The organism is Neisseria perflava (assembly GCF_024170405.1).
Classification (GTDB): Bacteria; Pseudomonadota; Gammaproteobacteria; order Burkholderiales; family Neisseriaceae; genus Neisseria; species Neisseria perflava_B.
In genome coordinates this window covers 169,346-180,658 of sequence record NZ_JALJYC010000001.1, presented here as the reverse complement: position 1 = coordinate 180,658, position 11,313 = coordinate 169,346, and the positions used below count along the sequence as shown (strand labels likewise).

At 54.7% G+C, this 11,313-nt stretch carries 11 protein-coding genes and 1 pseudogene; 3 read left to right on the top strand and 9 right to left on the bottom strand.

Translation table 11 applies throughout. From position 1 onward, the window contains the following. Positions 1–142 precede the first annotated feature (142 nt). Complete coding sequence (locus J2T37_RS00815; RefSeq protein ID WP_253353289.1) at positions 143–2,314, bottom strand: primosomal protein N'; 2,172 nt, start codon at positions 2,312–2,314, stop codon at positions 143–145. Between the two features lie 92 nt (positions 2,315–2,406). On the opposite strand from J2T37_RS00815, the gene J2T37_RS00810 reads away from it, so the two are divergent. Continuing rightward, entirely contained in the window at positions 2,407–3,198 is a 792-nt protein-coding gene (locus J2T37_RS00810) for a DsbC family protein (protein WP_253353288.1), read from the top strand. Between the two features lie 108 nt (positions 3,199–3,306). On the opposite strand, the pseudogene J2T37_RS00805 reads toward J2T37_RS00810, so the two are convergent. The 3 genes and pseudogenes from J2T37_RS00805 to J2T37_RS00795 all read right to left on the bottom strand — a co-directional run. Beyond that, positions 3,307–4,158, bottom strand: a pseudogene (locus J2T37_RS00805) (IS256 family transposase, variant Zn-binding type); the annotation flags it as partial. Positions 4,159–4,360: 202 nt separating this feature from the next. Next, positions 4,361–4,792 carry an organic hydroperoxide resistance protein gene (locus tag J2T37_RS00800; protein ID WP_253353286.1) on the bottom strand — a complete coding sequence of 144 codons (432 nt, stop codon included), beginning with the start codon at positions 4,790–4,792 and terminating at the stop codon, positions 4,361–4,363. A 35-nt stretch (positions 4,793–4,827) separates the two neighbouring features. Next, positions 4,828–5,457 carry a glutathione S-transferase family protein gene (locus J2T37_RS00795; protein WP_253353285.1) on the bottom strand — a complete coding sequence of 210 codons (630 nt, stop codon included), beginning with the start codon at positions 5,455–5,457 and terminating at the stop codon, positions 4,828–4,830. Between the two features lie 147 nt (positions 5,458–5,604). Between J2T37_RS00795 and J2T37_RS00790 the strand changes: the two genes are divergently transcribed. Continuing rightward, positions 5,605–6,066 carry a MarR family winged helix-turn-helix transcriptional regulator gene (locus J2T37_RS00790; protein WP_253353284.1) on the top strand — a complete coding sequence of 154 codons (462 nt, stop codon included), beginning with the start codon at positions 5,605–5,607 and terminating at the stop codon, positions 6,064–6,066. A 75-nt stretch (positions 6,067–6,141) separates the two neighbouring features. Here the strand turns inward: J2T37_RS00790 and tenA are convergent, their stop codons facing one another. The 3 genes from tenA to J2T37_RS00775 all read right to left on the bottom strand — a co-directional run bounded on the left by tenA (position 6,142) and on the right by J2T37_RS00775 (position 8,256). Then, positions 6,142–6,831, bottom strand: a complete 690-nt coding sequence (gene tenA / locus J2T37_RS00785; protein ID WP_253353283.1) for a thiaminase II — start codon at positions 6,829–6,831, stop codon at positions 6,142–6,144. A gap of 125 nt (positions 6,832–6,956) precedes the next feature. Next, entirely contained in the window at positions 6,957–8,024 is a 1,068-nt protein-coding gene (gene tsaD, locus J2T37_RS00780) for a tRNA (adenosine(37)-N6)-threonylcarbamoyltransferase complex transferase subunit TsaD (protein ID WP_253353282.1), read from the bottom strand. An 85-nt stretch (positions 8,025–8,109) separates the two neighbouring features. Further along, positions 8,110–8,256 carry a hypothetical protein gene (locus tag J2T37_RS00775; protein WP_253353281.1) on the bottom strand — a complete coding sequence of 49 codons (147 nt, stop codon included), beginning with the start codon at positions 8,254–8,256 and terminating at the stop codon, positions 8,110–8,112. A 70-nt stretch (positions 8,257–8,326) separates the two neighbouring features. Between J2T37_RS00775 and J2T37_RS00770 the strand changes: the two genes are divergently transcribed. Beyond that, positions 8,327–8,698, top strand: a complete 372-nt coding sequence (locus J2T37_RS00770; RefSeq protein WP_253353280.1) for a hypothetical protein — start codon at positions 8,327–8,329, stop codon at positions 8,696–8,698. Between the two features lie 86 nt (positions 8,699–8,784). Here J2T37_RS00770 and J2T37_RS00765 read toward each other — a convergent pair whose 3' ends face one another. Together J2T37_RS00765 and prpF are read right to left on the bottom strand one after the other, a co-directional pair. Beyond that, positions 8,785–9,993 (bottom strand): acetate kinase, encoded by a 1,209-nt coding sequence (locus J2T37_RS00765; protein WP_253353279.1) that lies wholly within the window; start codon positions 9,991–9,993, stop codon positions 8,785–8,787. Positions 9,994–10,103: 110 nt separating this feature from the next. After that, a complete protein-coding gene (gene prpF, locus J2T37_RS00760; protein ID WP_253353278.1) occupies positions 10,104–11,282 on the bottom strand; it encodes a 2-methylaconitate cis-trans isomerase PrpF in 1,179 nt (392 codons plus the stop codon). Between the last annotated feature and the right edge of the window lie 31 nt (positions 11,283–11,313).

Here is an 11,313-nt window from a genome sequence, read left to right as displayed (position 1 = left end):
TTAGCTTGTTTTGCTTATAAGGGCTCAGTCGACTTTTTTTCATGGGATTTATTCTAAATGATTTTGAATAAATCTAGTTATCTAGTACAGCCCCTTATATTTTCATCAGGCAGTTGATACGATTTTAAGCGATTCATTCTATTTACATCTCCTGCGGATCAACATCCACGCTCCAGCGGATTTTGTGGTCGGTATTCTGCCGCAACACCTGCAACCACAAACCTAAAGCGTGGTGCATATCTTTGCGCGAGGCGGATTCGAGAAACACCTGCGCCCGTTCGCGCTCGGCCAGCCGCACCATCAGCATAGGCGTTGCGCCGAAGCAGGACACGCTCTCGGGCATGAGCGGCTCAACCACGGCTTTGATGTCATTCAGAAATGCCGTTGCCGCCGCCACATTCGGCGCGTCGGCGCGGATGGCCGTCTGAAAACCGAGGGGCGGCAGGTCAAACTGTTGGCGCTCGGCCAATTCCTTGTCGGCAAAGCGGCGGTAATCCTGCGCTTTGACGGCGGCAAACACGGGGTGATCCGGCAGTTGGGTCTGTATCAACACGCGGCCGGGCTTGTCGGCACGCCCCGCCCGCCCCGATACCTGCATGAGCTCGGCAAACAGGCGCTCCGGTGCGCGAAAATCGGCGCTGTACAGGCTGCCGTCGGCGTTCAACACCACCACCAGATTCAACCGCGCAAAATCATGGCCTTTGGCAATCATCTGCGTGCCCACCAAAATGTCCACTTCGTTATCGGCAATGCGGCGGTATAAATCCGCCCAGTCATTTTTGTGCGCAGTGCTGTCGCGGTCAACCCGCACCACGGCAGCTTGCGGGATAAAGCGGCGCAGGGTTTCTTCCACGCGCTGCGTGCCGTGGCCGACGGCGGTCAAATCCTGATTGCCGCAGTCGGGGCATTTAATCGGCACGGCTTCACGGTGGTCGCAATGGTGGCAGCGCAGCTGGCGCGCGCGTTGGTGCAGCACCATTTTGGCCGAGCAATTCGGGCAGCCGAAGGTGTGGCCGCAGTCGCCGCAAAACAGCGCGGGCGCAAAGCCGCGCCGGTTGAGGTATATCAGCGACATGCCGCCTTGTTCGTAATTTTTCTTGAGTAAATCTAAGGCTTGCGGTAAGAAACCGTTGTCCAGTTTCAGACGGCCTACGTTGAGAATCTCCACTTGCGGCAGCTGCGCGGCGCTGTGGGCGCGTTCGGTCAGCGTTAATAGTTGGTACGCGCCGCTCTGCGCCTTGTGCCAACTCTCCAAGCTGGGCGTGGCGCTGCCGAGGATAATCGGGCAGGCCGCCTGTTTCGCCCGCCACACCGCCAAATCCCGCGCCTGATAGCGCAATTCGTTGTCCTGCTTAAACGAGGAATCGTGTTCTTCATCCACCACAATCAGGCCGACATCGGGCAGTGGCGTAAACACCGACAGACGCGTGCCTATCACCAATTTAGCCTGCCCCAGCATGGCGCGCAAATAATCCTGCGTGCGCCGTCCGGCGGCGGTCTGGCTGTGTAACACGGCGGTCGGCACATCGGCAAAACGCGCTTCCACCCGCTTCAATAATTGCGGCGTAAGGTTGATTTCCGGCAGCAGAAACAACACCTGTTTGCCCGCCGCCAACACTTTGGCAATGGCGTCGAAATACACTTCGGTTTTGCCGCTGCCGGTAATACCGTACAGCAAAAACGGCTGGAAACGCCCGAAGGCCGTCTGAATCTGCTGCGCGGCGTGTTGCTGGTCGGGATTTAGAGTGTGTTCAGACGGCCTCAGCTGCGGCTTGGCGGCGCTGCGCACTTCAATCCAGCCTTGCGCCGTCCATTCTTCCACCAGCTTGGCCGCCTGATGGTTGGCCTGCTTCAAGGCCGCCATGCTTGGGCCGTCTGAATCCGCCAAAGCCTGCCACAAGGCGGCTTTCTTATGAAAACGCGGTGGCGGCGGCGTTTGCGCCCTGCCCGCTGCGTTTAAAGCATAAAACAGCGGCGGCTGCGGCAGCGCGGCAGGCTTGGCCTCGCGCAAACCCTGCGGCAGCGCGGCCGCCACCGCCTGCCCCAGCGGATAATGGTAATAACGTGCGGTAAACGAAAGCAGCGCACGCCAATCTGCGGGCAATGGCGGTTCATCCAGAAAGGCCGTCTGAATATTTTGGATTTTCACCGTATCCATCTCAGGCGCGACATCACCCGCCCACACGATACCCACCTGCGGCGTGCCGCGAAACGGCACCACCACGCGGGTACCGACCGGCAGGGCTTGGCTGTGCGCATAGGTCAAAAGACCATCGGCAAGGGGGATGTTTAAGGCGATGTGGTGGTAAATCATGGGCATGCAGTCAGACAGAATAGGCGTATTTTAACCCAAACAGCGTGCCAAGATTTGTTACAATGCCGTTTTCCCATCCATGACGATAAAACATGAAAACCAAATTCCTCCGCACATTACTCCCCTCCCTGCTGCTGCCGCTGGTTGCATGCGGGCAAACGCCCGTCAGCCAAAATAAAGCAGCGTCCGCCCCCGCCGCATTGGGCAAACCGGCCGCCAAAAATGTTACCGACACGCTGACAACCAAGCTGGAACAAATGTATGCCGCGCAAGATTTGAAAGTCGTCAGCGTTGCCGATACGCCGATTCAGGGCATTTACGAAGTGGTGGTCAGCGGCAATCAGGTGCTTTATACCGACGCAAAAGGCGACTATATTTTGGTGGGCGATTTGATTAACACTGCCACCCGCGAAAGCCTCACCGACGAGCGCACCGCCGAACTCAATAAAATCGACTTCGCCAGTCTGCCGCTGGATAAAGCGATTAAGGAAGTGCGCGGCAACGGCCGTCTGAAAGTGGTGGTGTTTTCCGACCCGGATTGCCCGTTTTGCAAGCGTTTGGAACATGAATTTGAGAAAATGACCGACATCACCATCTACAATTTTATGATGCCAATTGCCAGCCTCCACCCCGACGCCGCGCGCAAGGCGGAAGTGATTTGGTGCAGCCCCAACCGCACGAAAACTTGGACGGAATGGATGCGCCACGGCAAAACACCCGCTACGGTCAAAATCTGCGACAATCCTGTAACCGAGACCACCTCCTTGGGCGAACAATTGGGCTTTACCGGCACGCCGACGCTGATTTTCCCCAACGGCCGCACGCAAAGCGGTTACAGCCCGCTGCCGCAGTTGAAAGAAATTATTGAGAAAAATCAGAAGTAAAATGAAATAAAACAAGACCGTCTGAACAGGTGTAAAAACGAAATCAGGCTTATAGGACAAAAAAGGTGTTAAATTCGAGGACTTTTCCCATATAGGACAAAAAAGGTGTTATTTATTAGCTAGATTGGAGAAATAATCCTTAATAAACCGAATTTTATTCTCCTTTTTCATGCCTTTGTGACATCTCAATTTCTGCTTCAAGTCTGCAAATTGTCCATCCAGCAAGTTAGTCGTATTTGGGATATGCAAATCAGGATAATCCTCAAAAGTAAACAGGTAATTCATGTTCCGTTTCAGGCTCAGATAGGCACTTCTGAGCCGTTTGTGGGTATAGTGGGATTTGCCCGTTTCTTCATTGTATGAACGCTCGTTCAGGAAGTTCTGGTATTGTTCATGCCATTCATTCAAGGCCGTCTGAAAGGCGGCTTTTTTGCTGCTCTTCAATGTCAGTACCAATTTGTATAACGCCGTTGCTGCATCCGTTTTCGGGTTGCGGGTCAAATAAGTGGTAACCGTTTTAACCTGATGAAATTGGCACAGTTGACCGGGAATATCGGGGAATAATTGCAATAACCCTTTTCTCCCATCACAGATTACGCTTTGTATTTCAATACCTTTGCTTCTGATTGTTTCAATAGCTTGGGCATAAAGTGCATTGGTTTCATGTTTGACCTCTTCAACATACAAAGGTTGTTTGCTGATGCTGTCAAACAAAACCATTATACCGAAAGCTCTGCCGAAATAGGTTGTATCCATGATTACATTGGCTTTGGCAGGAAGGGCATATCGGTCTCTGCCTTTTATACCGGCAAGTACTCGGTAGATGGTTTTACTGCTGCAACGGTACAGCTTAGCTAATTGTTCTGCCGTCTGTTTGCCTTGCGTGTATGCTTGCCAGATTTCCTCATTAGTTGGTCGTTTTTTGTTGCTGAAACGCTTGCCGTAGTCTTTGCATTTATGTCGTTGTAATCCATTTTACTTGCCATCTTTAATCAGCCGTTTTGAGCTGCAAAAAGGGCATTTTTTGTGTTCAAGGCTTTTATCCTGCTTAAAGCCTTACAGGATAATGCTTTCAGCGGTTTCTAACACCTTTTTTGTCCTATACGCCCGAAATCAAAGATTTCCGTCACACCGTTCCGACGGCCTCGTTTTATTGATTCAATTACAAATCAACCGTTTCCACCACGCTCACATGCAGGCGCACATCGACATTGCCGCGTGTGGCATTGGAATACGGGCACACTTCGTGGCCTTTTTTCACCAGCGCGATGGCGGCGTCTTTGTCCAAACCGCGTACTTCCACGTCCAAATCAATGTCCAGCGCAAAGCCGCCTTGCGCGTTTTGGCCGATACCGACTTGGCAGGAGGTGCGGGTTTTCACGCCTTCCAGCTTCTGCTGTTGGGCAATATGAATCAAAGCATTATCAAAACAGGCGGCGTAGCCCATGGCAAACAGTTGCTCGGGATTGGTGCCGGTTTTGCCGCTTTCGTTGCTAAAGCCGACCAAATCAAAGGCCAAAGTGTTGTCGTCCAACTGCACATGACCGTCGCGGCCGCCAACTGAAGTAGCACGGGTTTTGTAGAAGATTTTCATGATGTTTCCTTTTCACTTTTGAATAAAATAAATTTTTAAAAATTAAAACCTTGCGTGCAGCATTTCTGCTCAATAGCGGCGGCATGCTGCCAGCTTTCGGTTTGGCGCAAGCCGTCAAAATAGCGTTGCAGATTGGCAAATTGCGCCAAGCCGCCCAGCATTTCCAAAAATTCCAGCGTAAACGCCAGCATAAAATCCGCGCCGGAGAGTTTGCCGCCGACGATAAAATCTTTGCCCTCAAGCTGCGTATCCAGATAGCCGAACACCGCCGCTATTTCGCCTGCGCCAAACTGCGCCAACAGATTCGGCTGCGGCATTTTCGCGCCGAACATGCGGAAATACAGCGGGAACATGCCGCTGCTTTCGGCAAAATGCAGCCATTGCAGGTATTCGGCATATTCGGGGCTGTCGGCAGCAGGCGCCAAGCGCGGCGCATAATGCTTGACCAGCAGCTCCACCATCGCGCCCGATTCAATCACGGTTTGGCCATCGATTTCCAAAACCGGCGATTTGCCCAACGGATGAATTTTTTTCAACGATTCCGGCGCGCGCATGGTTTGCAGATCGCGCTGGTAGGTCACCAATTCATACGGTACGCCGATTTCTTCCAGCAGCCATAAAATACGCATGGAGCGGGAGCGTTCGAGGTGATGGAGCTTAATCATGGGATTTCCTTTTTTCTGTTAACCGATTATTTAAATCGTGTACGATTTAATCTTTTACGTATTCTACGCTCGCTTTTTTTGTTGTCAACACTTTTTTGAAAAAATCGTATGCGATATAATAGCCGCATATCAAAAACAGGAATCCCAATGAACACCCCCGCCGCCTTTCCGCCGCTCAACGATTTTATGTGTTTCGCCGCCTACACCGCCAACCTCGCCTTCGGCAAAGCCTACAAGCCGTACCTAGGCAAGCTCGGCCTGACCTACACCCAATGGATTACGCTGATTGCGCTGGGCGAAGCCGAGAACCAAACCGTCAAACAGCTGGGCGAAAAGCTGTTTTTAGCCTCCAATACCCTTACGCCGTTGCTGAAAGGTTTGGAAAAACAAGGCTTGGTCGTACGGGCGCGTTCCCAGCAAGACGAGCGGCAAGTGGTTGTGAACCTGACCGCCGCCGGACGGGAAAAGCTGGCCGAGAGCCATGCCTGCCTGGATATTTTCCAAAGCTACGGCCTGAGCGTGGAGGAAACCGTGGCGCTGCAAAAAGCCGTGTCCAAGCTGCGCGATAACCTGCTGGCCGGTTTGCAGGCGCATGAGCAGGCAGAATAAGACATAAAAAAGCGAAGGCCGTCTGAAAATGATTTTTCAGACGGCCTTCGCCATACCGTTTGCCAAACTTCCGGCCTATTTGTGCGGATTATCCACGTTATCCAAATCGCCCCACTGCCGCTGCTGATACGCGCTGTGCCAAAACTGCCATTCCAGCTTGGCGGCGGTAGTATAGGTGGCGTGCATTTTGGCAACAGTCGCCACATCCGCTTCGGCAGCCAGCGTGTCGGTCAGGCTCAATACCTTGTGCACGGCTTCGTGAAATTCTTCGCCCGAGTAGGTGTCTATCCAAGCCTGATACGGATTACCCGCCACCGAACGGGTGCAAATATCCTTGCCCACTTCAGCATAAATCCAAAAACAGGGCAGCAGCGCGGCGACCACCACGGGATAGCTCTCCGACCATGCCGTTGCCAGCAAATACGAAGTGTAATGATGGCAGGCCGCCGACAGCGGCGTGTTGCGATATTGCGCGGCGGTTATGCCGAACTGCTGCATAAAACCGCCGTGCAACTGCCGCTCTACCTCAACCGCTTCGCGGGCGTGGGCGAGAAACTGCAAAATCTGCGCGGAATCAGCAGCTTTGGCGGCGCACACCGCCATCGCCCGCCCGTAGACTTCCAAATAATGCGCGTCTTGAATCACATAATGGCAAAACGCCACCTGATTCAGCGTACCGTCGGCCAGCTCGCGGTTGAACGGCAGGTTTAAAGTGGCTTGGAATAAAGCGGCGTTGCGCTGCCAAACATCTTGGGTAAAAGTCATGATTTCTCCTTTGTATGAACATTATGTAGATTGGGCTGTTTAACACATTTGCAGGTCATACCCCGACCAAAGGCCGTCTGAAAAACAATTTTCAGACGGCCTTGATTACGGAAATTCCCTGCCCGCTATTTCTTCACAATCTCCGTCAGCGGCCAGCGCGGTTTGACGTTGAACGCGCCGGCGGCGTGTCTGTCCTGCAAACGCATCGCGCCGGCGAAGGCAATCATGGCGCCGTTGTCGGTGCAATATGCCAGCGGCGGGAAATACACCTTGACCGCTTCGGCTTTCGCTTTGGGTTTGCCTTTTTCAGACGGCCTTTGCACTGTCAGGCGGCTGAATTCGTCACGCAGTTTCCAGTTTGCGCCGACACCACCGGCCACGACCAGCGTGCGAAAACCCGTATCCAGCAGCGCTTGTTTGGCTTTGGCGGTCAATACGTCCACCACCGCGTCTTGGAAGGCGCGGCAGATGTCGTTGCGGGTTTGTTCGGGGATTTCATCGCTGCCGGTCTCGGCGCGGACTTTTTCCACGGCGGTCAACACGGCGGTTTTCAGGCCGGAAAAACTCATCTGCAAATCGTGCGAATGCAGCATGGGGCGCGGAAAATGAAACGCGTCGGGGCGGCCGAGTTTCGCCAGCTCGGACAACTTCGCCCCGCCCGGATAAGGTAAGCCGAGCAGCTTGGCGGTTTTGTCAAACGCCTCGCCCGCCGCGTCGTCCACGCTTTCGCCCAGCAGGGTGTAATCGCCGATACCGCGCACGGCCATAAACTGCGTGTGTCCGCCCGACACCAAGAGCGCGACAAACGGAAATTCGGGTTTGTCCTCCGCCAAAAGCGGCGACAAAAGATGGCCTTCGAGATGGTGCACGGGAATCACGGGCTTATCCAGCGCAAACGCCAGCGCATTGGCGTAGCTCGTGCCCGCCAGCAGCGCGCCGCCCAAGCCCGGCCCTTGGGTAAACGCCACCGCGTCGATGTCGCCGTAGTCCGCCCCCGCTTCTGCCAAGCAGCCCTGCGTCAGCGGCACAAGGCGGCGGATGTGGTCGCGGCTCGCAAGCTCGGGCACTACGCCGCCGTATTCGGCATGCATGGCCATCTGAGTGTGCAGATGGTGCGCCAACAGGCCGCGTTCGGTGTCATAAAGGGCGACGCCGGTTTCGTCGCAAGATGATTCGATTCCTAATACCAACATGGTTGTGAGGCCGTCTGAAAATACTGAATGCGCTATTTTAGCGGATTTTGCCGGCGCTTGCGTCTATCGCGGCGTATGCTTGGGTTTATCGTGATAATTGTCTTGCTACAGCTATGCCTTTCGGCGGACGCGTATAAGTTTTGCCGTTTTCAGCAGATTTTTGCAAAGAGCGGTAAGCGGCGCGGACAGCGGCATTGACATAGGTAAAAGCAAGTTTAAGCGCTTGCCCCATTCAGACGGCCTCGCTAAGATGGCGCAAAATTTCTTTTATCCGAACCGTTTTATTGAAGAAGGAATCCGCTATGTCTAAAACCAAATCCCTGATGTTGACCGGTATTTTGGCGCTGTTCTCCGCCTCCGCCTTCGCCGCGCACCTGCCGTCTGAAATCTACCAGCCGGCCGGCGCCAAAACCGTGAAGGCCGACAAACAAGGCGACGGCGAGTTTGAATACGAAGCCGAACTCTCTGCCCGCAATACCTCCATCCCCGCCTTGGCGAAAAAAGTCATCGCCCACGCCAAAAGCAAAGGCTTCCGCGTGGTGGAATCCGAAATCAAACGCGATGACGCCGACCTGAAATTCAAACGCGGCAATCAGGAATTGGACGTATCCATCGAAGACAAAGACCATGGCCGTATCGAATACAAAGCCGATTTGGACTTGGATAAAAACTAAACCGTTTATATCCATCGCAACACAAATGCCGTCTGAAAAATATTTTCAGACGGCATTTTATTATCGGCAGCTTAACGTTTTTACCGTCAGCATGCCTCGGCCAGCAGTCCGGCCAAGGCCGCCGTGTCGCTGGCAATCATCGCTTCTTCATCGGTCGGCACCACCAATACCGCAGGCTCTATCCCCGCCGGGCTGATAATGCCTTCCGCGCCGAAACGGGTAGCCAGATTGGCCTGTTCGTCGATGTGCAAACCCAAAAAGCCGAGATGGGCAACGGTTTTGCCGCGCACCAGCGCCGAGTTTTCGCCTATGCCGCCGGTAAACACCAGCGCGTCGATACCGCCCGCCGCCACCGCCATCGAAGCGATGTATTTGGCCAAACGGTAAGTCATCACGTCCAAAGCCAAGGCCGCGCCCTCGTGCCCTTCGGCGGCGGCCTGCTCCAACGTGCGGCAGTCGTTGGACAACTCGGAAATCCCCAGCAGACCGGATTTTTTGTTCAGCATATCGCTGACTTGGTTAACGCTCATGCCGGTGTGAGCGGTCAGGTAATCGTAAATACCCGCATCCACATCGCCGCTGCGCGTGCCCATCACCAAACCTTCCAGCGGGGTGAAGCCCATGCTGGTATCCACGGATTTGCCGTTTTTAACGGCGGTAATCGACGCGCCGTTGCCCAAGTGGGCGATAATCAGGCGTTCAGACGGCCTGCCGTCCAGCAAACGCACGGCTTCCGGCGCAACGTAGCGCATACTCGTGCCGTGGAAACCGTAGCGGCGGAAGGCATATTTTTTGCGCAACTCACGCGGCACGGCGTAGGTATAGGCGCGCTCGGGGATGCTTTGGTGAAACGAAGTATCCAACACCGCCACATTCGGCAGACCAGGAAAATGCTCCTGCGCGGCGAGTATGCCGCTGATGTTGGCGGGATTGTGCAGCGGCGCCAGCGGAATACAGTCTTTCAAGCCCTGCAACACGGCTTCGTTGACCAACACCGATTCATGGTAACGCTCGCCGCCGTGCGCCACGCGGTGGCCGATGGCGGCAATGCGGTCGTGCATACTGTGTTTTTCTAATTCGTTCATCAAAGCGCCGACTGCGCCCGCATGGTCGAAACGCGAGGCCAGCGACACCTCCAGCTTTTCGCCGTCTTTTTTAAAGGTGATAAACGCTTGCGGCGTGGTCAGGCGTTCGGCCAGACAACTGGCCAGCATACGGCCGTTTTGCGGGTCGATGACCGCGCCTTTGAGGGAAGAGCTGCCGCAGTTTAAAACCAAAATCAGTTGCTTGGACATGATGTTTCTCCTTGGTTGGCACACTTTTGCGTGCTTTTTTAACAGGCGGTTTTGCTACCGCTTTTTTCTCCTGCTTTCAGACGGCCTTTGCCATGCCGTCTGAAAATTATTCAGTTTTCCTGCAAACAGGCCACCGGTATGCTGACCTGCCCTTCCATGATGACGCGCGCGCTGCGGCTCATCACAGCTTTGGTTGCCGTCCATTGCCCGTTTTCATACACCGCCGCCGCGCCGACGCGCAGCGTACCCGACGGATGACCGAAGCTCACCGCCTCGCGCACGCCGCCGCCCGCCGCCAAGTTCACCAACGTATCCGGCACGGCGGCAGCGGTGGCGATGGCCACGGAAGCCGTGCCCATCATCGCATGGTGCAGCTTGCCCATTGAGAGCGCGCGCACCAGCAAATCAATGTCTTGCGCCCGAACCGCCTTGCCGCTGGAAGCCGTATAATCCGCCGGCCGCGCGACAAAGGCGATTTTCGGCGTGTGCTGGCGCGTTTGCGCTTGGGTCAAATCGTCAATCAAACCCATTTTCAGCGCACCGTAGGCGCGGATTTGCTCGAAAAACGCCAGCTTGTCCGCATCACCGTTGATATCGGCCTGCGACTCGGTGGCGGTGTAGCCGATGTCGGCAGCGTTGACAAACACGGTCGGAATACCCGCATTAATCAGCGTAGCTTTCAGACGGCCTATGCCGGGAATCTCCAATTCATCAACGACATTACCGGTCGGAAACATGCTGCCTTCGCCGTCGGCGGGGTCGAGAAATTCCACCACAATTTCGGCGGCGGGAAAGGCCACACCGTCCAACACAAAATCGCCCTCTTCCTGCACCGCGCCGTCTTTCACCGGCACATGCGCGATGATGGTTTTCTGAATATTCTGCTGCCAAATCCGCACGGTGCAGATACCGTTTTCCGGAATCTTGTCCGCATCCAGCAAGCCCTGCGTAATGGCAAACGCGCCCACTGCCGCCGTCATATTGCCGCAGTTGCCGCTCCAATCCACGAAGGGTTTGTCGATGGAAACTTGGCCAAACAAATAATCCACATCATGATTCGGCCGCTCTGATTTACTCAAAATCAGCGCCTTGCTGGTCGATGAACTGGCATTGCCCAAACCGTCGATTTGCTGCTTGTAGGGGTCGGGGCTGCCCAACACGCGCAGCAGAATCTGGTCGCGCACCCTGCCTGCCTGCTGCGCCGCCGCAGGCAAATCGTCGAGTTTGAACATCACGCCCTTGGACGTGCCGCCGCGCATATACACGGCGGGGATTTTCACGGTCGGCATGGTGGTTCTCCTTTGTGTTTTTATTTTGTTT

Excerpts from the sequence above, each read along its gene's own strand:
- J2T37_RS00815 (WP_253353289.1), bottom strand. The coding sequence starts at position 2,314 with ATGATTTACCACCACATCGCCTTAAACATCCCCCTTGCCGATGGTCTT.
- J2T37_RS00810 (WP_253353288.1), top strand. The coding sequence starts at position 2,407 with ATGAAAACCAAATTCCTCCGCACATTACTCCCCTCCCTGCTGCTGCCG.
- J2T37_RS00800 (WP_253353286.1), bottom strand. The coding sequence starts at position 4,792 with ATGAAAATCTTCTACAAAACCCGTGCTACTTCAGTTGGCGGCCGCGAC.
- J2T37_RS00795 (WP_253353285.1), bottom strand. The coding sequence starts at position 5,457 with ATGATTAAGCTCCATCACCTCGAACGCTCCCGCTCCATGCGTATTTTA.
- J2T37_RS00790 (WP_253353284.1), top strand. The coding sequence starts at position 5,605 with ATGAACACCCCCGCCGCCTTTCCGCCGCTCAACGATTTTATGTGTTTC.
- tenA (WP_253353283.1), bottom strand. The coding sequence starts at position 6,831 with ATGACTTTTACCCAAGATGTTTGGCAGCGCAACGCCGCTTTATTCCAA.
- tsaD (WP_253353282.1), bottom strand. The coding sequence starts at position 8,024 with ATGTTGGTATTAGGAATCGAATCATCTTGCGACGAAACCGGCGTCGCC.
- J2T37_RS00775 (WP_253353281.1), bottom strand. The coding sequence starts at position 8,256 with ATGGGGCAAGCGCTTAAACTTGCTTTTACCTATGTCAATGCCGCTGTC.
- J2T37_RS00770 (WP_253353280.1), top strand. The coding sequence starts at position 8,327 with ATGTCTAAAACCAAATCCCTGATGTTGACCGGTATTTTGGCGCTGTTC.
- J2T37_RS00765 (WP_253353279.1), bottom strand. The coding sequence starts at position 9,993 with ATGTCCAAGCAACTGATTTTGGTTTTAAACTGCGGCAGCTCTTCCCTC.
- prpF (WP_253353278.1), bottom strand. The coding sequence starts at position 11,282 with ATGCCGACCGTGAAAATCCCCGCCGTGTATATGCGCGGCGGCACGTCC.